Source organism: Actinomycetospora sp. 2LY8.5, assembly GCF_057180585.1.
Genome location: NZ_JBXUHE010000022.1, coordinates 62,208 through 83,096, shown reverse-complemented (window position 1 = coordinate 83,096; position 20,889 = coordinate 62,208). Strand labels below are relative to the sequence as shown.

Here is a 20,889-nt window from a genome sequence, read left to right as displayed (position 1 = left end):
GCAGCACTGACGGACGTCGTGTGCAACATTCGGACTATCGGCTGGCCCATTTGCACTAGCAACGCTAGGAGAGCGTGCCCACTCCGGCGTCTCGCGGCCGGAGAATCACTCCATCGAGCGCGCGCGGCGGGCTCGCACTCCGCCCCGGTCCAGGGCTAGGTACACGCACGGCCGAGTGGTGTGCGGTGACCCCGTTCGCTCCCGTGGACCAGCGTGACCACACTGGAGGCATGGGGGGTCGAGCAGCCCGGCGGTCGGAGGCGACCGTGCGACACATCGGCGAGCGCTTCCGGGTCGGCTTCGACGACGCCGCGATCGGGATGTCCGTGACCCGTCTCGACGGGCAGTACCTGCGGGTCAACCGGGCGTTCTGCGCACTGGTCGGTCACGACGAGGCGACCCTGCTGCAGATGCGTCTGCAGGACCTGACCCATCCCGACGACGTCGAGGACGCCGACCAGCAGACGGCGTGGGCGATGGAGCGCGGCGAGGCGTCGGTGTTCGTCGACAAGCGCTACGTCCACGCCGACGGGCACCTCGTCGACGTGCGCGTGGCCACGACGTTCATGCGCGACGACGACGGCGAGCCGCAGTACTTCTTCACCCAGGTCCAGGACGTCTCCGAGCTGGTGGCGGCACAGCGGGACGCCCGCGACGGGCGCCGTCGCCTGGAGCGCGTGATCGCCTCCACCACGGCGGCCTACGTCGAGTTCGATCCCTGGGGTGTGGTCGTCGACTGGAACCCCGCCGCCGAGGAGATCTTCGGGTGGACGCCGGAGGAGGCGGTCGGGCGTACGCTGCTCGATCTCCTCGCGCCGCAGGAGCACCGGGAGGCCTACCGGGAGCAGATGCGGCAGTACCGCGAGGAGTACGTCGGGCGGGTCGCGACGACGCTGGAGACCGAGCTGCTCTGCCGCGACGGCCGCCGGGTCCCGGTCGAGGCGACCTTCTGGACCGTCAGCGACGGCAGCGACGGCAGCGACGGCAGCATCCATGCCTTCTTCCGCGACATCACCGAACGGCGCCGCAACGAGGAGGCGATGCGGGCGACGACCCACGCCCTCGCGGAGGCCGAGCAGCTCTGGCGGCTCACCCTCGACAACGCCCCCACGGGCATCGCGCTCGTCGGGCTGGACAGCCGCATGATCAGGGTCAACGCCGCGCTGTGCCGCATCCTGGGCTACAGCGAGCAGGAGCTTCTCGCGCGCACGTTCCTGGAGATCACCCACCCCGACGACCTCGAGGTCAGCGCCGACCGGCTCCACCGAATGCTCGCCGGGGAGTTCGACCACTTCGCGCTGGAGAAGCGCTACCGCCACGCCGAGGGGCACCCCGTCTGGGTCGGTCTGTCCGTCGCGATGGTGCGGGACTCGAGCGGCGCGCCGCTGCACTCGATCGTCCACGTCGAGGACATCACCGAGCGCCGTGCCCGCACCGAGCAGCTGCAGGACCTGGCGCTGCGGGACCCGCTCACGGGCCTCGCCAACCGGGCCCGGTTCCTCACCGAGCTCGAGGACGCGATCGCCGCCCGCGAGGCCCGGCGGCCGCTCGCGGTCCTCTTCCTCGATCTCGACGGCTTCAAGGACGTCAACGACACCTACGGTCATCCGGCCGGCGACCAGGTCCTGCGCATGGCCGGGCAGCGCCTCGAGGCCGCGGCGCGCACGGTCGACCTGGCCGCCCGCCTGGGTGGCGACGAGTTCGCCGTGCTCCTGCCCTCGCTCACGCGCCCCGAGGACGCCGGGACGATCGCCGCGCGGGTCCTGTCCGCGCTGAACGAGCCCTACCGGCTGCCCTCCCGGCCGACCATCACCCTCGGCGTCAGCATCGGCGCCGCCCTCGCCGACGACCGAACGTCCCGCGGCGCCGACCTGCTCGCGGCGGCGGACGCCGCGATGTACCGCGCCAAGCGGAGGGGGAAGAACACCTACGTCGTCGGCTGACGGGCGGGGCCGCGTCGACCGGGAGCCTGGAGCCGGCGCTACGCGTCCATCCCGCGGAACTGGTGGAGACGCCGCACCGCCACCACCGTGAGGATCACCAGGGCCGGCAGCGTGGCGAGGCTGGGCAGCCCGAAGAGCGCCGTGCCGATCAGTGCGAACAGGGCGCCCATGGCGCCCATGGCCGGGCCCGCCTTGAGACGCGAGGCGCCGTCGCCGCGGACGAAGCCGTCCCGCACCCACGTCAGCACGAACAGGCCACCCAGGGACGTCCCGAGCAGCGTGATCGGGGCGAGCAGCCCGAAGATCAGGTAGAAGTCGCTGAGCGGGTTGCCCGCCGGCAGCCGCGCCCCCAGCACGATGATCAGCACGAACGTCACCACCCCGGCCACCCCGGTGACGACGGAGACGACGACGCCCTCGCGGCGCAGCTGAGAAGCTCGCGGTTCGCCGACCCAGTACCAGCCCGGCCCGGGCGCGATCGGCACGCGAGGTGGGGGCCCGTGTCCCGTCATCGGTTCGGCCTCCAGTCCGACGCGTCGCCGTCGGCCGCGCTGGCGTCGGCCATCGCGTCGGTGTTCGGCACCGGCCAGCCCGCCTCGGTGTCGAACATCGTCTGCTCCATCGCGCGCTGCTCGGTCGTGATGCGCGTCGAGAGCTCGTTCACCTGCACGACCGCCGTCACGATCATGGTGGCGCCTGCGGCGAGCGCGGTGAGGATCGCGACGCAGGCCGCGGGGACGCCGACGGCGGTGAGCGCGGTGGCGAACGCCGTGACCAGACCGGCCGCCATGACGACGGCCGCGGCCTTGATCGCGGTCCAGAACGAGTCGAGCTGGTCGGCGTAGGTGTGCAACGACGTCGCCATCGCGTCGCAGTGCTCGCGGACCGTGCCGACGTAGCCGGCCTGCGCCGGGACGAGCGCCTGGTAGGCCTCGGCCGCGCGACCCTGCCACTCGATGTTCGCCTGCATCCGGTCGAGACCGACCTCCCCGGCCGTCACCCCGAGCGCCGCGCCGATCCCGGACCAGATGTCCGCGACGTGGTGCAACCGGTCGGAGTCGCCGGCCCGCGCGATGAGCTCCCGCAGCTCCTCGATCGCCTGCCGGTGCGCCTCCTGCACCCGGCGGACCCCCTCGCGGACCGCCTCGACCAGCTCCGGTGACACCAGGACCGGGCCGCCGACGGACGCGGCCGTGGCCATGACGTCGTCGACCAGGGCGTAGAACGCGCGTGCCTTCTGGTCGATCCCGTCGACCTCGGCCCGCACCTCGTCCACGACCGCCACCGCGCCTACCCTCCTTCCGGTCGCAGCGCCCCGAGACGTCCGGCGTTCTCGGCGTCCTCCCGGCCGTAGGCCGACGCCGCGCCGTCGAGCGACGCGGAGACCGCCCGGAACGCCTCGACGCCCTGGGCGATCACCTGGTCGACCCGCTGCCGCAGGTCCTCGTAGCTTCGGTCGAGACCGGCGTCCACCCCCCACTGCGAGAACACGAGCGGATCGACGGTGACGGTCTCGAGCGTCATGCGCCGGACCTCGAGCCGGTCGGACGCGCCCCGCCAGAGCGCCGCGTCGTCGCGCAGCGCCTCGAGCGCGACGTCCACGCCGTCGTCGCCGGCCCCCGGCCCCGGTGCGCTCACGGCGCCATCCCCGCGAGCCGCGCGACCAGCGCCGGGTCGCCCGCGAGCTGCTGTAGCGCCACCGTCGCCGGGTGCGACGGCCCGTGCCGCACGGCCTCGGGCACGGCGTCGCGCCGCAGGCCGGCGAGCACGTCGAGCAGTTCGGCCTCGACGTGGCGGACGTGCGCCGACCTCGCCCACCCCGGATCGACGGTGACCGCGGTGACGGTGCCGTGGCGCCCGGTGGCGCTGACGTGGCCGCCCGCGCTGGTCCGCTCGACGACCCGTCCGGCCGGCGCCGTCGCCGCCGCGGAGAACCGCGCGACGTCCCGGCTCGCGTCCTCGACCAGGCGCGCGAACGACCCGCCCCACGGCGACAGATCCGGGACGCCCGACGCGGGTGCCGGCTGCTCGACGGGCGCAGCGAGGGCCCCGGCGACCGCCCGCGCCGCCGCGACCACGACCTCGTCCCCCAGCCGCGACGGGTCGATCCGCGCGCGCCAGTCGTCCGCGAGGGAGACGCCGGCGGGATCGAGGGCGACCACCACGACGTCGTCCCGCCGCTCGACACCGGAAGGCCGCGCCGACGGCGACGACCGCGCGAACCGCGCGTACTCCGCGTCGTCCAGACCCGCGAAACCCCACCGACGGTCGTCCACGCGTCACCTCCCCCGCGATCGTGACACGACCGGCGGCGACGCAAGGGCCGAACGGAAGAACCGGTCGGGGGCGCTCGGCCGCCCGGGGTGTCCCCCGAACGTGCTCGGTAGCCTGCCCGCGACCACACCTCGGCCGTCCGGGGACGACGGCGCCCGCGGGGAGGTGACGAGTGGCGACGATGATCGGGCCGTACCGGCTCGAGCAGCTGCTCGGCCGCGGCGGGATGGGCGAGGTCCACCGCGCGGCGGACACCCGCAAGAACGATCGGCTCGTGGCGCTCAAGCTGCTCAAACGCGAGGTCGCCGACCCCGTCTACGAGGAGCGCTTCCGCCGCGAGGCCGAGGCGGCGGCGCGGCTGCGCAACCCGCACGTCATCCCGATCCACGACTACGGCGAGGTCGACGGGCGGCTGTTCCTCGAGATGGCGCTGGTCGAGGGCGCGGACCTCAGCGCCGAGATCGCCCGCCACGGGCCCCTGTCGCCGCCGCGGGCGGTGCGGCTGATCGGCCAGGTCGCCAGCGCGCTCGAGGCCGCACACCGGGAACGGCTCGTCCACCGCGACGTCAAGCCGTCGAACATCGTGCTGCTCGACCCGCAGGGCGCGGGCCATCCGGACGACGAGATGTACACCTACCTCGTCGACTTCGGGATCGCGCGGTCGATCACCGAGTCGAGCCTGACGGCCACCGGCATGACCGTCGGCACCGCGACCTACATGGCCCCGGAGCGGTTCGCCCACCCCGCCGAGGCGGACCACCGCGTCGACGTCTACGCGCTCGGCTGCGTCCTGTACGAGGCGCTCACCGGCACACGACCGTTCGCGGCACGCGACTTCGGCGCCCTGATGCACGCCCACATGAAGGAGCCGGTGCCCCTGGCGTCCCGCGAACGCCCCGGCCTGCCCGCCGGCCTCGACGCGGTGATCGCCCGCGCGATGGCGAAGAACCCCGCCGAGCGCTTCGGCAGCGCCGGCGATCTCGCGAGCGCCGCCCGCGAGGCGTTGACCCGCGACGCGACCGCGCCCGTCGCGCCGATGCCCGTGCCCCCACGGCCGCCGCCGGCTCCCCCGCCGCCGCCACCTCGTCCGGTGCCAGCGCCCCCACCACCCCCGGCGCCCCTCTCCGCTCCCGAACCGGAGCCCGCGCTCCGCGCCCTGAGCGGGTCGCCGCGGGACGACCGGTGCCAGTACCTCGACGACCACGGCACGGTCGTGCGCTGGGTCGTGGCACCCGGCGCGACCGTCCACCCCGGCACCAAGCTCGCCGACGCCCGGTCGCGGGGAGGTCCCGCCGACCTCGTCTCCGCGTCGGCCGGCGTGGTCGACGCCCTGCTCGCCGCGCCGGGCGAGGCGTTCGGCCCCGAGCGCGACCTCATCGCGCTCTCCCGGCACCGGCTCCCGCACTCGAGGATCGCGTCCGCGACGCGCGTCCTGCTCGCGGTCCTGGTCGCCCTCATCGTGCTCGGCGCGCTGGTGAGCGTCTTCGGGTGAGGGGCGCTTATCGTCGCGCGGTGACGCCGACCGCCCGCGCACGCCGATGAACCGGCGCGTCTTCCTGGCCGTGGCCGGTCTCGCGGCGTGGCCCGTGCTCACCGGCTGCAGCAGCGCGGCGCCCGCCGCGGACCCCCGCGCGCCGGGCCTCGACGACCCGGACCGCAAGCACGTCGCCGAGGCGATCATCAGCACGTTCGAGAACTCCACGACGACGCTGCCCTACGACGCGGCCCAGCGTCTCGGCGACGGCCGCGGGATCACCGCCGGCCGCGCCGGATTCACCAGCGGCACACACGACCTCCTGCTCGTCCTCCGGCGCTACGAGGCGATCGCGGGCGGATCGACGCCGCTGACCCGGTACGTCCAGCCCCTGACCGTGATCGACGAGCAGGTCGCCGACGGCGGCGACGGCGACGACACCTCGGGACTCGACGGGTTCGAGGACGCGTGGCGCCGGACGTCACGGACCGATCCCCGCTTCAACCAGGCCCAGGACGCCGTCTACGACGACCTCTACTTCCGGCCCGCGGTGGACCAGGCGCGCCCGCTCGGGCTGACCACCGCGCTCGGCCAGCTCGTCGTCCTCGACACCGCCGTGCAGCACGGCAGCGGCGGACCCGACGGCCTGCTCGCGCTGATCGCGGCGACCAACCGGAAGCAGGAGGGCGGGTCGGACCCCGAGCGCAGCGTCTGGCTGCGCCAGTTCCTCGACGTTCGCCGCGCGCACCTGCGCGACCCCGCCGACCACGCGACCACCGAGGCCTGGCGCGAGTCGATCCCGCGCGTGGACACGCTGGTGACCCTGCTCGACCAGCGACGGTTCGACCTGGCCACACCGCTGGAGTGGACCTTCGCCGGCGACCGGTTCAGCGTCGGCTGACGGAGGGGAGGCGCCGCGATCCGTGGTCGGCGGCGGGACCACACTGACGTCGTGGGCACCTCACTCGCCGACCACCTCGCCGCCCTCGACGAGGCGTCGCTGGCCGCCCTGCTGCGGCGCCGGCCGGACGCGTGCACCGAGCCGGTGCCGCGCGATCTCAGCAGGCTCGCCGCGCGTCTCGGCGGGCGCGCCTCCCTCGCCGCCGCCCTGCGCCGGCTCGACCGGGACACCGTCGAGGTCGGCCGCGCGGTGGCGGCGCTCGGCGAGCACGCGACCCCGGACATGATCACGGCCCTCCTCGACACCGTCCCCGCGCTCGTCGAGCGACCGCTGCGCGTGCTGACCGGGATGGGTCTGGCGTGGCCGGACGGGACGGCGCTGCGGCTGCCCGAGGCGTTGGCCGAGCACTGGCTCGCCGAGATCGGCGCCGACGAGCCCATCGCCCGCATGGCCCGCCACGTCGTCGCCGACGAGATGCGCCGCGTCGCCGTCGCGCACGGGATCCCGCTGTCCACCCGGAAGGCCGAGGTCGTCCAGGCGATCCACGACGCCTGGGCCGAGCCCGGCTTCCTGCGCGGCCGCATCGAGGCGCTCCCCGCCGGCGCTCGGCGACGGCTCGGTGCGCTCTGCCGGCACGAGTTCGACGGCCTGCGCCCGAGCACCGACGACCATCACCTGCTCGACGCCGGCCTGCTCGTGCTGGAGGGACACGTCGCCCGCATCCCGCGGGAGATCGCCGTGACGGTGTGGGCCATCGGCGCGTCGCTGACCGGTGTCCCCGACCTCCCGGCCCCGGCGGATCCGCCGGCCCGCGTTGCGGACGGCGCCGTCGCCGCCGCGCGGAGCCTGCTCGACACGGTCACCACGGTGCTCGACGACGCGGCCGACACCCCCGTCACCGCGCTGAAGAGCGGCGGCGTCGGCAAGCGCGAACGCACCCGCCTGGTGAAGCGCCACGACCTCGACGGCGATCACCTCGCCTGCCTGGTCATCGACCTCACCGCGCACGCCGGCCTGCTCGGCCTCACCGAGGCCGGCTACGCGCCCACCGCCGCCTACGTCGACTGGCGCGAGGAGGACGCCGCGGCGCGGTGGACGCGGCTCGCTCGCACGTGGTTCGGGCTCGAGTACGCGCCCGGTGATCGCGAGGTCGACGGCAAGGAGGTCGCCCCACCCATCGAGCTGATCAGCACGGCGGGCGACCTGCGCCGCACGCTGCTGGAGAAGGGCCGGGACCACTCGCTGCGCGCGACCGAGGAGCACCTCGCCTGGTTCTGCCCCACCCACGCGCTCGACGACGCCGGCCGGGCCGCCGTCGTGGCGGTCGCCCGCCGCGAGGCCGAGCTCCTCGGCGTCGTCGTCGGCGACACCCTCGGCCCGCTGGGACGGGCGCTGGTCGACGGCGGCGACGTCGCAGCCGCGGTCGGGGAGCACCTCGTCGACGCCACGTGCGAGGTCGTCCTGCAGTCCGACCTGACCGCGATGGTGTCCGGGCGCCCCACGCCGGCGGTGGCCCGCCTGCTCGCCGACGCCGCCACGCCGGAGACCCGCGGGCCCGCCACCACCCACCGGTTCTCGCCTGCCGGCGTCCGGACCGCCCTGGACGCGGGGTGGTCCGCCGACGACCTCATCGCCGCCCTGCGCGGGCTCTCCGCGCGACCCCTCCCGCAACCTTTGGAGTACCTCGTCAACGACGTCGCCCGCCGCCACGGACACGTCCGTGTCCGCGCGGCGGGTGCGTGCCTCGTGCTGGACGAGGCGCTGTCCGAGGAGGTGCTGCAGTCGCGGTCCCTGCGCGCCCTCGGGTTGGCCCGGCTGGCCCCCACCGTGCTGGTGAGCCCGTCCGACCCCGACGCCGTGCTGCGCGCCCTGCGCGCCGCCGGCTACTTCCCGGTCCGCGAGGACGACACCGGCGCGCTCGTCGTCGAACGACGCGAGCGGCAGGTCGCCGACACGCCCGTCGAGACCGGCGATCGGGAGGTCATGGACCCCGCGGCCCTCGCCGCGCAGCTGCTCGCCGCCGGGGTCGGCCACCACCTCGTCGACTCCCCCACGGCCGCCCTGCTCGGCTCGCTCAACCCGCGCCTCGACCCCGCCGAGCTCGACCTCCTCGCCGACGCCGTCGACCACGGGCGCGACGTCCACATCACCTACTCCGACCGCAACGGGACGATCTCGCGCCGCGTCGTGACACCCGACCAGGTGCTGCACCGCTGGCTGATCGCCTGGTGCCACCTGCGCCGCGACGAGCGCGAGTTCACCGTCGAGAACATCCTCGAGGTCGCGCCGGCGATGTGATCATCGTCCGCGCTGAGCGCCCACCACCGAGCGCGCCCAGCCCCGGAAGGCGCTGCGTAGGCGGCGTCACGACGCCTCGGACCGCTCCACCGGTGTCGGGGCGATGCAGGGTAGCTGCGGTCATCACGTTCTCCGGCGCCCGGCGGAGCGGTCGTCCGACGCAGGTGCGAACTATACCAAGCACCGCGCTCGAGGGGATCGCAGGACGAACCCGGGTGAACGTACTCCGATCGCGTGACCCCGCGGGCGATGCCTCGTTGTCCGGGCACAGACGGCCCTCCGGCGGCGCGACCGCGCCGCGCCGACGAGAACCGGGCCGGCGGGAGGGCGCGTCGTGGCACCCATCGGACTCCTTCGGCGCGGGCTCGTCGCGGTGGTCGCGGCATCCGGGCTGATCGCCCTCGGCGGCCCGGTCGCACTCGGGGACGAGAGCGGCGGCACCGTCGAGTACGTCAACATGGGCGACAGCTACAGCGCGGCGAGCGGTGTGCTGCCGCCCGCGCCGGGAGCGCCGCCACAGTGCCTGCAGTCCGCCCGCAACTGGGGTCACGTGTTGGCCGCGCGCTGGAGCTACGAGCTCACCGACGTGTCGTGCGGCGCCGCCGAGACCCGGCACTTCACCGAGGCCCAGTACCCCGGCGTTCCGCCGCAGGTCGAGGCGCTGTCCGAGGCGACCGACGTCGTCACGATGACCATCGGCGGCAACGACAGCGGCGTGTTCATCGGCACGATCCAGGCCTGCGCGACGGCAGCGGCGCTGACCGCCGGCACCGGCAACCCCTGTGAGCAGCAGAACGGGGACCGGTTCACCGACACGATCTCCGAGGTCACCTACCCGTCGCTGGTCGACGCCCTGGAGACGGTCAAGGCGGCCGCCCCGAACGCCCGCGTCGCGATCGCCGGCTACCTGCAGATCCTGCCCGCGGAGCGGGGCTGCTATCCCGTCATGCCCGTCGCGTCCGGCGACGTCCCCTACATCAACGGCATCCAGGCGACCCTGAACGACGCCGTCCGGCGCGCGGCCGAGGCCACGGACGTCACCTACGTCGACGTCACCGAGGCCTCGCAGGGCCACGACGCGTGCCGGCCGATCGGCACCCGGTGGGTCGAGCCCGCCGCCGGCGGGACCAACCCCGTCGTCGTCCACCCCAACGCCCTCGGCGAGGAGGCCATGGCCGACCGCGCCGTCGCCGAGCTCGGTCCTCGGAACGGTGAGTAGTTGATGATCTTGTGACGGTGAGCCGAACCGTCGACCGTGGCTGGTCAGCTCACACGGGGACGCGGGGGCGTCCGCCGAGGCGGGATCTTCGGTCGGGGTCGATCCAGTCGGGCGGGGTGAACCAGGGCCGCCCGTCCACGATCGCAACGGCCCAGTGGCCGTAGTGGATCAGTTGGTGGTGGTAGCCGCAGAGCAGGACCAGGTTGTCGATCTCGGTGGGACCGTGGTCGCGCCAGGTGCGGATGTGGTGGGCGTGGCAGCGGCGGGGGCGTCGTGAGCAGCCGGGGAAGGCGCAGCCGCCGTCGCGGAGGTTGAGGGCGCGGCGGATGGCGTCGGTGACGGTGCGCTGCAGGCGTCCGACGTCGAGGGGCTCGGACTTCGACCCGAGCACGACGGGGACGATCTCGGCGTCGCAGGCCCAGCGGCGGACCACCGCGGGGTGGACGCGGGCCCCGGAGTCCAGCAGCCCGTAGCCGTCACGGCCGGTGAGGGCCTCGCGCAGCCACCGGTGGTCCATCGTGATCGTCAGCAGCGCACGGCCCGGCCGCTCGGCGGATGCCCGGCGCTCACCCGGCTCAGCAGGGCGCGGGGACGGGATCCGCGCGCCGTCGGGCTCGTCGAGCGCGGTGTCTTCGCGGCGCGCGTCCGTCCCGATGCCATGGGGGCTGCGGGCGTCCTGGATCAGCTCCTTGAGCCCGTCGGCGCGGCGACGCTTGAGCTCACGCTCGTCCTCGTGCCCGGACGGGGTCGACAGCTCGTCGATCACCTCGAGGAACGCCTCCCCGTCGACCGGATCCGACATCCGGCCCCGATAGAGGACCGTGCCGTTCTTGCGGCGCACGATCAGCAGTTCGTCGTCGCGGCCGGGGTCGTCGTCGGGTGGTTCCTCCCCGTCGGGGTCGAGATGGGCCAGCAGCCGGTCGGCGGCGGCCTGGAGACCCTTCGGCCCCAGCACCGTCGCCTCGGTCGCGAGCGTCCGCTCGGCGTCCGCCCACTCCTCGACCGGCAGGTCGTCGACGCGGTCCAACCGCGCCATCGTCCGACGGATGATCGCGACGTGGGCGTCGCCGATCTCGCCGGCGACGGCCGCGGCCGAGGTGCACGGCAGCCGCGGCGGCAGCACCTCGCCGACGACCGACCGTCGCGGGCACAGGTCTGCGGCCTCCTTGACCAGGCGCGTGGCCTCGGCGCGCCCGATGCGCCACATCTCCTGCAGCAGCCGCGCCGTCGAGCGGTCGCCCGACTGCTCGGCCACCCGGAGATGCTCCAGCACGGCGACCTGCTCGAGACGAGCGAACGCCGCCCGTCGGCGATCCTCCTCGCCGATCCGGGCGCGCTCGAGCGCCTCCCGCTCGACCACCCCCAGCGCTCGTTCGCTCATGTGTTCGACGATAGACCAGACCCCCGACAACGACGGCCCGGACGCTGAGACCCGTCCCGGGATCGGCGGTCCCGGCCTGCCGGGACGGAGGGAGCCCGAGAGCGCTCGTCACCCGACGGCACGGGCCCACGGCGCCGGGCGCGGCGGTGGCGTCGACGCCTCGGTCCGGTCGTGCCAGTAGGCCTGCTGCGACGGGCAGGTCGCCTCCTCCTGCGCATAGGCCCCCGGCTTCCCGGCTCCGATGTTCACACCGACCGGCGTCCCGAAGCTCTCGCTGAACTGGGTGCCCGCCACGACCGCCCCGGTGAGGTCGGCGCCCTCGAGATTGCTGCCCCGGAGATCAGCCCCCTCGAGATCGGCGTCGCGCAGGTCCACCCGCTCGAGGTTGGCGCCCCGGAGGTCGGCCCCGCGCAGGGACGCCTCGGACAGGCGCGTCGGCACCTGCCTCGGCGCGCTGTCGGGCCCGACGGAGCGGGGCGCGAGGTCAGCGCACTGCAGGAAAGCCCGGTCGAGGCTGACCCCGTCGAGGACGGCACCGCGCAGCGTCGCGTCCCGCAGGTCGGCTCCGGCGAGGTACCGCCCGTTGCCGAACGCCGAGAGGTCGAGTCCGGACAGCGGCAGCCCGTAGAGCTGCGCGCCCGAGAGACTCAGTTGCGGGAGCCTCTGACGCTCGAGTCCGTACCGGTCGACGAGGGCGACCACGCGGTCCCCGTCACCGATCATCGTGCGCATGTGGGCGACGACGTACGCCACGTCGGGCGGGAGCACGTACCTTCCGGTCCCGAGCGCGAAGGCGTTGTTCTCACCGCCCTGCCCGGGGTTGCCGTCGGTGCGTCTCGGGTCCCGGAGGTAGATCTCCATGAGGTCGAGCACGCTGCCGTAGAGGGCGACCGCGTCGCGAGCCTGCCCGGCACGGACCTCGCGCTCGGCGGCGACGGCAGCGGTCCCACCCTCGGGGACGGGCTGTTCGGCGAGCCGGAGGCGTTCCTGGACGTTGCGGACGAGCAGGGTGATCCCGCCGACGCGGGCCGTGGTGTCGCCCTGGGCGACCGCGTCCATCGCGGTGGTGAGCCGCTGGTCCCGCTCGTTGTTCTCGCTCGACATCCGCTGCTGGTCGATGCCGGCAGCCTGCGACTGGACCGCGTAGACGGCCGCGAACGCGGCGATCGCGGCGACCATCGTGGCCAGTGCCTGGATGACGGCGGTGACCTTCTGCCAGCGGGCGCTCTCCCTCTGCGCCTCGGCCGACGCCTGGTCGGCACGCGCGGACGCCTTGGCGGCGAGAGCCTGCTCGACGGCGGCGAGCATGGCCGGATCGGGTTCGTCGGTGCGCTGCGCGGGGATGTCCAGCGGCTCGGCCGCCGGCGCCGACGACGTCCCGGTCGCCGCGCGCGGCCCTGCCTCGTCGTCGGTGCCGGTCATGGGCGGTCTCCCGCGGTCCGACCCGAGAATCTCACTGTTCGCGACGCATCACTCACGCTCGTCCACCCCGCCGGAACGTGCATCCCCCCAACGGCCGCATGCGACCTGACAGCTATCACACACGGCGACAGTCGAGGCAGGCAGCGTCCGAGAGGGTGAAGACCGCGCGCACGGCGGGCGTGATGTCGGCACGGTGGCGTGGCGCGCCCCGCAGTAAGCCGTTCACGGGGACGATCGAGGAGCCCGGCCGACGCCAGCGACGACCTCGCTCACCCGGTCCGTGCGGAAGGGAGGACGAGCGCGTGGACACTCAGCAGCACGACACCCGGTGGCGCCGGCCTGGCCGTCGCGCACGGATGCTGACGATGGCACCGCTCGCCGGTGTCCTCGTCGCCTGCGCCGCCACCGGGTCCCCGACGCCGGCCTCCCCGCCGAGCGCTGTCGCGGCGAGCTCGCCGGCCGCTCCCGTGGCGCCACCGGCGACGCTCGCCGATCGCGTCGTCGTCCTGGACCCCGGCCACAACGGCGGCAACGCCGACCATCCCGCGCAGGTCGACGCGCCCGTCCCCGACGGTCGCGGGAGCACCAAGCCGTGCAACACGACCGGCGCCGACACCGACGGCGGCTACCCCGAGCACGCCTTCGCGTGGGATCTCGCCACGCGCGTCGCGGAGAGCCTGCGCGTCCGGGGAGTCCGGGTTGTGCTCACCCGCTCCGACGACACCGGTGTCGGTCCGTGCGTCGACCGTCGCGCCGAGATCGGCAACGAGGTCGGCGCCGATGCCGTGGTGTCCCTCCACGCCGACGGAGCGGCGAGCGCCGGGCACGGTTTCCACGTCGCGTACTCGTCCCCGCCGCTGTCACCGTCACAGGAAGCGCCGTCACGGACGCTCGCCGACGCGATGGTCGAGGCCCTGACCGCTCAGGGCTTCACCCGGGCCACCTCTATCGGCGAGCAGGGCCTCGCCCCCCGCGCCGATCTCGCCGGGCTCAACGGCTCACGCGTCCCGTCCGTCCTCGTCGAGTGCGCGAACATGCGCAACCCGGCCGATGCCGCCACGGTGTCCGACCCCGCCGGCCGCGCGCGATACGCCGAGGCCATCAGCCGCGGTGTCCTCGGCTGGCTGGCCGCGCAGCCCTCGTAGGCCTCACGGTGTGAGCCGGGATGCCGTGAGGATCGCGGCGGGGCACGGGCAGTATTCGATCGGAACCCCCTCAGCGCCGGCTGAGCACGATCAGCCGGCTGCGGGGCGCCGCGGGCCCGTCGGACGGCGTCGGGAACACCGCCGGCGCCTGGAGGTGCGCCTCCAGCCCGCCGACGCGGCGCAGCTTCTGCCACCCCAGGCGGATGCCGCCGACCGCGGTCACCATCGATCGGATCAGCACCGCGTACATCAGCTGCCGGTAGACGATCTGCTGCAGCGGCAGCAGCCACAGCACGCCCAGCGGCTCGCGCTCCAGCCGGAACGCGATCACCGCGGCGACGAGCTGCACCCCCTGCACCGTCGACCACGCCACCAGCGTCGTCGCCGGGTCGAGGAACAGCAGCCCGTAGACCAGGAAGATGTCCACCAGGGGCGCCAGCAGCGGCAGCAGCACCTGGAACACCGCCAGGTGCGCCAGCCCCGCCCGCCCGAAGCGGCCTGACGCCCCGGACTCCAGCACCGCGCGGCGGTGCTTCCACATCGACTGCATCGTCCCGTAGCTCCACCGGTACCGCTGGCGCCACAGCTGCGGCAGCGTCGCCGGCGCCTCGGTCCAGGCGCGGGCGGACTCCTCGTAGACCACGCGCCACCCGGTCCGGCAGATCGCCATGGTGAGGTCGGTGTCCTCGGCCAGGGTGTCGTCGCTGACCCCGCCGACCTCGAGCAGCACCCGGCGCCGGAAGGCCCCGACCGCGCCCGGGATCGTCGGCATGCAGCGCAGCACGTCGTAGACGCGTCGGTCGACGTTGAAGCCCATGACGTACTCGATGTGCTGCCAGCGCGCGATCAGGCTGCGCAAGACTCTGCTCTGGGGCTGACCGGCCACCTTCGCGTTGCCCGCGACCGCCCCCACCGACGGGTCCGCGAACGGCGCCACCAGCCGTCCCACCGTCGTCGGCTCGAACACCGTGTCGCCGTCGATCATGACGATCAGCTCGTGACGGGCGTGCGCGATGCCGGCGTTGAGCGCCGCCGGCTTGCCGCCGTTGGCCTGGCGCACCACCCGCACGCGGGGCAGCCCCTGATTTCGTGCCAGCCCCTCGACGATGTCGGCGGTGCCGTCGGTGCTGCCGTCGTCGACGACGATCACCTCGACGGGGTGCTCGCTGGCCACGAGCGAGCGCACGGTCGCCGCGATGTTCTCCTTCTCGTTGTACGCCGGGACGATCACCGACACCGCCTCGGTCACCGGCGGGCCCCACGAGAACCCGGGCCGGTGCCGCTGCCGGTGGTGCCGGACCGCCACGACCAGCATCAGCACCAGGCGCACCACGACCAGCACCCCGACCACCAGCAGCAGCCAGGTCAGGACGTCGACGACGACACCGGCCACCGCGACCAGGCTGATGGCGACCTTGCCGGCGAGGTGGTCGGCGGCCGCCACCGGGCGGTTGTCGGCGGGCAGCCCGACCGCGACCTCGGGGGCGACGAAGCGGTAGCCCTGCGACTGCAGCTCCGGGATCAGCTGGTCGAGCGCGGCGACGGTCTGCGAGCGGTCGCCCCCGGCGTCGTGGAGCAGGACGACGCCGCCCGCGCCGTTCGCGGGCTGCGCGTTGCGGACGATCGCGTCGACGCCGGGACGCTCCCAGTCGCGGCTGTCGGTGTCGGACAGGACGGTGACGTACCCGTCGCGGCCGGCCGCCTCGAACGAGCGCAGGGCATCCGCAGTCACCGCGTCGGCGGTCGACGAGTACGGCGGGCGCAGCAGGTAGCTCGACTCCCCCGTCGCGCCCTCGATCACGAGCTGGGTCTCGGCGAGCTCGCGGTCGATGCGCAGGTCCGAGGCCTGCGACAGATCGGGGTGGGTGAACGTGTGCAGCCCGACCGTCGACCCGGCCGCGCGGATGTCGCGTAGCAGCTCGGGGTGGCGCGCGGCGTTCGAGCCGACGACGAAGAACGTCGCCGGCACCTGGTGGCGGCGCAGCACGTCGAGGACCCGCGGGGTCCACGTCGGGTCGGGGCCGTCGTCGAAGGTCAGGGCGACGGTCTTGGCCGGCATCCGCGCGCTCGCCGGGGTGGCCCCGCGGGCGTCGATCACCGGGCCGCCGTCGGTGATCGCCGGCGGGACGCCGTCGGTCGCGCCGGGCTCGGTGGTCTGCGTGACCGCGTCGACGCCGACCTGCGAGCGCGCGAGCCCGTCGACGACGAGCAGGCAGCTGAACAGCAGCAGGCCCACGACGACGAACACCACGCCGGATCGGGGCAGGAGGCGACGACGATTCGTCGTGGGCGCGACGGCGCGGTGGGCGGCCACGGTCACGCCCGCGTCGATGTCGAGGTGTGCCCGGTGTCGAGCACGTCGGTGGTCGCCGGGTCGGTCGTCCCGCTCGAGCCGTGGCTCGACGCCCCGTGCGCGGAGGTGTGGCTGTGCGTGGTGTGCGTCCGGTGCTGGCGGTGCTGTGTGGTCACACGCGGGGTCTCGCGCGTGACGACCGTCGTGTGGGTGGTCGTCACGACCCGCTGCGGCGCCCCGAGCACCCGCAGCTCCACCCGACGGGCGGGCTCGGTGCGAGGTGCGACGACGTGGCGGGGGCGCTCGGCGCGGGCGTGATGGTTGCTGGTCCGCTCGGCGCGTGGCGCGGCGTGGTGGGTCGCGACCGTCACGGCCTCGGCGGACGCCGGCCCGACCTCGGGCTCGTCGGGCGCGTCGTCGTCGCCCCCGTCTGCCTCGTCGTCGGGTGCGGACGGGGTCGGCACCAGCGTCGCGCCGACCGGCTGCAACGCCACCGTCGTCGTGCCCAGCGTGAGACCGAAGGCGGCGAGGTACGCCGTCGCGGCCGACGCCCCGAGATAGCCCAGCACCAGCACCCCGCGCCGCCGCCGCCCGCTGGCGTCGACGAACACCGGCGTCCGATCGCCTGGTTCCCGTCCCGACTCCGTCGTGCTCATGGCCCAACCCCCCGGTCTCACTGACCTGTCACTCACCGAGGTCCTCGTGAACCCCGTCAAGCACAGATCGTTGCCACGATGCGTGATTGCTACACGAAGCTGTTCACCTCAATGGGTGATGTCGCTGCAACCGTGGCAGGCGAAGCGACCGCCGCCATGAGCGCCGACCTGCAGGACGAACTGGTCGACCAGCTCGCCGCCACCGACGAGGGCTCGGGCCCTCTGTTCCGTTTGCCGCGCTCGGACGACGCTCAGTGCCCCTAACGATCTTCGATTGCTGAGCCAGAAGGTCTAACTACTCCTGCCGCCGGTGCCTGCTCACGAAAGGTGTGTGAAAGCGGGACAGGTTCTGCTGTGCGTCACGGACCCTGCGTCCGGTGGTGGGAGGTCTCGATTCGATGTCGATCGTCTCGCGAGCCCGGATGGGCCGCCGCCGTGCGGGGTCCGGGGCCACGGGCGACAGCCCGGTCCGTCCTGACGAGGGGGGTACGTCAGGACGGCGGGAGCAGCCCGAGCGGACGGGCGTCCGGCGGCAGGGTCGCGATGACCCCGGCCGCCGGGCGCCCGGCGCCGGCCCGGACGACCCGGGCGAACGATCGCGCGGCGTCGGCCCAGGGCGCCCAGCCGAGACCGTCGGCGAGGGCCGCGGCCTGGGCGAGCAGCCTGCGGGCCTCGGCGCGCTCGCCGAGCACCGCGGCGGCGAGGCCCTGGTAGAGCGTGATCGGGCCGAAGGTGGCCGAGCCGATGCCGACCACCACGACGGCGCCGACGTCGGGCGGCAGGTCGCGGCGCACGACCTCGGCGGTCGGGACGTCACCGAGCGCGAAGGCCGCGCAGGCGGCGAGGCAGAGCCCGGGCCGGTCGAACAGCGCGCCCTCGCGTCCCTCCCGCTTGCGGTGCCAGTCGGCGAGATGCCCGGCCGCGGTGTCGAGGTCCTCGGCGACGGCGGCGTCCACCGAGGCGGCGGCCGACCACGCGGCGACGAGCGGGTACATGGCCGCCGCGCCGGCGGGCAGGCCCTGCAGCGTGGGCAGGGTGCCGCCGAGCAGGTGCCGGACGAGCAGGTGCACCCCGTAGGCGCCGACGGCGTCGGGCAGCCCGAGCTCCTGGCCGCGGTGCAGGGCGGCGAGGGCGGCCTCGTCGGCCTCGGCGGTGTCCCCGCGGGCGAGGGTCAAGCCGGCGTCGAGCAGCGAGACCATCCACATCGTCCGCGGCCGATGGCGGTCGACGGCGAGCGGCTCGAGGTCGCGGCGCGCGGCGAGGGCCTCGTCCTGGCGCCCGGTGGCGAGCAGGGCGGCGATGCGCAGCTCCTCGGCCTCGAACCACAGGGCATTGTGGGGGGAGTCGCCGGTCTCGGCGGCCAGCCGGCAGGCCTGCTCGCAGACCGCGAGCCGCTGGGTGGCGGGCACGGGCGCGTCGACGAGGTGGTTGGCCTCGAGGACGCGGACACCGGCGAGCAGGCGGCGGTCGCCGAGCCCCTGGGCGGCGAGGGCGAGCAGCTCGGGCAGGGCGGTGGGGTCTCCCACGTCGCCGTGGAGCTGCTCTTCCTCCAGGATGAGGCTGCGCAGCACCTCGGCGCGCTGCCTCTCCGAGAGCGGCAGCGCCCGAACGCGCCGGAGTCGCCGGGCGCGTCGGGGGCGCCCGGCGACGCTGATCCCCATGGCGTCGTGCCCGACGGCGGCGACCACCGCGTCGGCGACCTCACGGACCTCGCCAGCGTCCGCCGTGGCCTCGCCCTGCTCGGCGATCAGCTCGGCGATCAGCGCGGCGGCCTGCTCGACGACCTCGTCGAGCACCTCGTCGGCGTCGTCATGGCGTCCGAGCGCTTCGAGGACCAGCCCCCGGTGCAGCGCGACGGTGCTGGGCCACGAGGTCTCGAGCACCGCGTCGAGCTGAGCGAGGGCTTCCTCGAGCGCGCCCTGGCGGTACGCGGCCGTGCCCGCCGCGAGCCGGGCGTCGCCCAGCTCGCGGGTCGGGACGAGCGGCCCGGCCCCGACGGCGTGGCGCAGCAGCGTGAACGGCTCGGCGCCCGCGGCCGTCGAGATCTGGCTGACGAGGATCCGGTACCGGGCGTCGTGCAGCGTCTGCGCGCTCGCCGGCGGGACGGCGTCGAGCACGGCGTCGCGGGTCAGGGCGTGCCGGAAGGCGAACCCGTCGGCGGTGGCGGCGAGCAGCCCGCGGTCGGCGGCGACGCGCAGGTGCTGGGCGAGCACCCGCGGCGTCGTCTCCAGCAGGACCCCGAGCTCGGACAACGACAGCGGGGCGAGCACCGCCAGCGCTTCGAGGGCCTCCCGGGCGTCGGGCCCGAGCCCGGCGAGCTGGTGGTCGAGCAGGGGCCGCAGGCGCCCGGGGATGGCGGTGGCGAGCTCGTCGCACGCCTTCTCTCCGTCGGGCTCGTCGAGGCCGGTGAGCGACTCGATGAGCGCGGCGACGTGCAGGGCGTGCCCGTGGGTGCGCTCCCAGAGCGCGGCGGCGACCCGCTCGGCGCCGTCGGGGGCGAGACCGGAGAGGTCCCGGACCACGAGGCCGCGCACGGCCGCGCGGGCGAGCTCGGGCAGGCGCATGTCGCTGACGGCGTCGAGGAGCGCGAGGGCGGCGTGGGTCGCGCTCCAGGCGGGATGGGCCGTGCTGTCGGGCTCGCGGGCGGCGACGAGGACGACGACCCCGGCGGGCAGCCCGAGGCGGGCCAGCTCGCGCAGGGCGGCGAGGGTCACCGAGTCGGCGACGTGGGCGTCGTCGAGGGTGACGAGCACGGGTTTCGACAGGCCGGCGAGGCGCTCGCGCAGTGCCCGCCCGGGGGCGGGTTCGGCGGGGTGCACGGGGTCGACGCCGAGGTCGGCGAGCGTCTCCGCCCACGCCGTCCACGGCGGCGAGCCGGCGTCGCACGTCCCGCCGCCGACCACCGCTCCCGCGGCCTGCGCCTCCTCGCGGGCGGCGCGCATCAGGGCGGTCTTGCCGATGCCGGCCTCGCCGGTGACGAGCAGGATCGCGCCGTGGCCGGGCGCGTCGACGAGCGCACGGACGGCGACCAGCTCGTCCTCGCGGCCGAGCAGCGTGGCGCGTGGCGGGCGGCTGGGCGCCGGGGCCTGCAGCCGGAGGGTGAGGTCCTCGATCTCCGCGCCGGGCGCGACGGCGTACTCGTCGCGCAGGAACCGCCGGGTGGCGGCGAGCACCTCGAGGGCCTCGCCGGTATGGCCCTGCCGGTGCAGGCCGGAGGCGGCGACGACGGCGAGGCGCTCGCGGGAGCGGTCGGCGGCGAGATCGGTGGAGACGAGCTCGACGGCCTCGGCCGGGCGGTCGAGGTCGAGCAGCGTGGCGCCCATCCGCTCGAGGAGACGCAGCCGACGGTCGCGGGCCCGGGTGCGCTCGGCGTCGAGGCGCGACCCGACGGGCGTGCCGGCGAAGGGTTCGCCGCGCCAGGTGGCGAGTGCTGCCTGGCCCTTCTCGAGCACGGTGTCGCGGGACGCGTCGGCGGCCAGGGCGGCGGTGGCGTCGTCGTGGAAGCGGTGGAGGTCGACGGCGTCACGCGGGAGGTCGAGGCGGTAGGTCTCGCCGATCGGCGGGATCGGCAGCCGCGTCCCCTCGTCGGGGGCCTCGCGGCGCAGGCGGCTGACGAGCACCTGCAGCGCGCCCTCGGGGCGTTCGGGAAGATCCTCGCCCCAGATCTCGTCGATCAGGGCGGGCACCGCGACGGTGCCCCGGCACGCCGCGGCGAGGAGTGCGAGGAGGGTCCGCAGCCGTCGTCCGGGACGCCCGATCTCACCGGACGCGCCCTCGATGGCAACCTCGCCCAGCACACGGATGCGGATGCCGTCCGACGATGACAACGAGCCTCCAGGAACACACACCGTGACCGAGAATGATGATGGTACGTTCTTCCGGG

Annotated in this window: 16 protein-coding genes; 7 read left to right on the top strand and 9 right to left on the bottom strand. The window is 74.7% G+C overall.

What is annotated here, in order from left to right; all coding sequences use genetic code 11:
• Positions 1-230 precede the first annotated feature (230 nt).
• A complete protein-coding gene (locus tag AC2A1K_RS21715) occupies positions 231-1,943 on the top strand; it encodes a PAS domain S-box protein (RefSeq protein WP_483898408.1) in 1,713 nt (570 codons plus the stop codon).
• 38 nt (positions 1,944-1,981) lie between these two features.
• Here the strand turns inward: AC2A1K_RS21715 and AC2A1K_RS21710 are convergent, their stop codons facing one another.
• The 4 genes from AC2A1K_RS21710 to AC2A1K_RS21695 are packed head-to-tail and all read right to left on the bottom strand — an operon-like array spanning position 1,982 to position 4,219.
• Positions 1,982-2,455, bottom strand: a complete 474-nt coding sequence (locus tag AC2A1K_RS21710) for a hypothetical protein (protein ID WP_483898407.1) — start codon at positions 2,453-2,455, stop codon at positions 1,982-1,984.
• On the bottom strand, positions 2,452-3,228 hold the full coding sequence (locus AC2A1K_RS21705; RefSeq protein WP_483898406.1) for a ribbon-helix-helix domain-containing protein: 777 nt from the start codon (positions 3,226-3,228) through the stop codon (positions 2,452-2,454). The genes AC2A1K_RS21710 and AC2A1K_RS21705 overlap by 4 nt, the downstream gene beginning before the upstream one ends.
• A gap of 5 nt (positions 3,229-3,233) precedes the next feature.
• Entirely contained in the window at positions 3,234-3,581 is a 348-nt protein-coding gene (locus AC2A1K_RS21700) for a hypothetical protein (RefSeq protein ID WP_483898405.1), read from the bottom strand.
• On the bottom strand, positions 3,578-4,219 hold the full coding sequence (locus AC2A1K_RS21695; RefSeq protein WP_483898404.1) for a hypothetical protein: 642 nt from the start codon (positions 4,217-4,219) through the stop codon (positions 3,578-3,580). Before AC2A1K_RS21695 ends, AC2A1K_RS21700 begins: the two co-directional genes overlap by 4 nt.
• Positions 4,220-4,398: 179 nt before the next feature.
• Between AC2A1K_RS21695 and AC2A1K_RS21690 the strand changes: the two genes are divergently transcribed.
• The 4 genes from AC2A1K_RS21690 (at position 4,399) to AC2A1K_RS21675 (ending at position 10,109) form a co-directional block, all read left to right on the top strand.
• Complete coding sequence (locus tag AC2A1K_RS21690; protein WP_483898433.1) at positions 4,399-5,709, top strand: serine/threonine-protein kinase; 1,311 nt, start codon at positions 4,399-4,401, stop codon at positions 5,707-5,709.
• Between the two features lie 46 nt (positions 5,710-5,755).
• Positions 5,756-6,592 (top strand): chitosanase, encoded by an 837-nt coding sequence (locus AC2A1K_RS21685; protein WP_483898403.1) that lies wholly within the window; start codon positions 5,756-5,758, stop codon positions 6,590-6,592.
• Positions 6,593-6,643: 51 nt separating this feature from the next.
• The gene (locus AC2A1K_RS21680) at positions 6,644-8,890 is read left to right on the top strand and encodes a helicase-associated domain-containing protein (protein ID WP_483898402.1); all 2,247 of its coding nucleotides are present in this window, start codon (positions 6,644-6,646) and stop codon (positions 8,888-8,890) included.
• A 334-nt stretch (positions 8,891-9,224) separates the two neighbouring features.
• The gene (locus tag AC2A1K_RS21675; RefSeq protein ID WP_483898401.1) at positions 9,225-10,109 is read left to right on the top strand and encodes an SGNH/GDSL hydrolase family protein; all 885 of its coding nucleotides are present in this window, start codon (positions 9,225-9,227) and stop codon (positions 10,107-10,109) included.
• A 49-nt stretch (positions 10,110-10,158) separates the two neighbouring features.
• Here the strand turns inward: AC2A1K_RS21675 and AC2A1K_RS21670 are convergent, their stop codons facing one another.
• Together AC2A1K_RS21670 and AC2A1K_RS21665 are read right to left on the bottom strand one after the other, a co-directional pair.
• Positions 10,159-11,490 carry an HNH endonuclease signature motif containing protein gene (locus AC2A1K_RS21670; protein ID WP_483898400.1) on the bottom strand — a complete coding sequence of 444 codons (1,332 nt, stop codon included), beginning with the start codon at positions 11,488-11,490 and terminating at the stop codon, positions 10,159-10,161.
• A gap of 108 nt (positions 11,491-11,598) precedes the next feature.
• Entirely contained in the window at positions 11,599-12,912 is a 1,314-nt protein-coding gene (locus AC2A1K_RS21665) for a pentapeptide repeat-containing protein (protein WP_483898399.1), read from the bottom strand.
• Between the two features lie 302 nt (positions 12,913-13,214).
• On the opposite strand from AC2A1K_RS21665, the gene AC2A1K_RS21660 reads away from it, so the two are divergent.
• Entirely contained in the window at positions 13,215-14,057 is an 843-nt protein-coding gene (locus AC2A1K_RS21660; RefSeq protein ID WP_483898398.1) for an N-acetylmuramoyl-L-alanine amidase, read from the top strand.
• 70 nt (positions 14,058-14,127) lie between these two features.
• Here AC2A1K_RS21660 and AC2A1K_RS21655 read toward each other — a convergent pair whose 3' ends face one another.
• Both AC2A1K_RS21655 and AC2A1K_RS21650 read right to left on the bottom strand, forming a co-directional pair.
• The gene (locus AC2A1K_RS21655; protein ID WP_483898397.1) at positions 14,128-16,377 is read right to left on the bottom strand and encodes a bifunctional polysaccharide deacetylase/glycosyltransferase family 2 protein; all 2,250 of its coding nucleotides are present in this window, start codon (positions 16,375-16,377) and stop codon (positions 14,128-14,130) included.
• Complete coding sequence (locus AC2A1K_RS21650; protein WP_483898396.1) at positions 16,374-17,006, bottom strand: hypothetical protein; 633 nt, start codon at positions 17,004-17,006, stop codon at positions 16,374-16,376. Before AC2A1K_RS21650 ends, AC2A1K_RS21655 begins: the two co-directional genes overlap by 4 nt.
• 78 nt (positions 17,007-17,084) lie before the next feature.
• Here AC2A1K_RS21650 and AC2A1K_RS21645 point away from each other — a divergent pair, with 78 nt between their 5' ends.
• A complete protein-coding gene (locus tag AC2A1K_RS21645; protein ID WP_483898395.1) occupies positions 17,085-17,270 on the top strand; it encodes a hypothetical protein in 186 nt (61 codons plus the stop codon).
• A gap of 227 nt (positions 17,271-17,497) precedes the next feature.
• Here AC2A1K_RS21645 and AC2A1K_RS21640 read toward each other — a convergent pair whose 3' ends face one another.
• Positions 17,498-20,833, bottom strand: a complete 3,336-nt coding sequence (locus tag AC2A1K_RS21640; RefSeq protein WP_483898394.1) for an ATP-binding protein — start codon at positions 20,831-20,833, stop codon at positions 17,498-17,500.
• Positions 20,834-20,889: the final 56 nt, after the last annotated feature.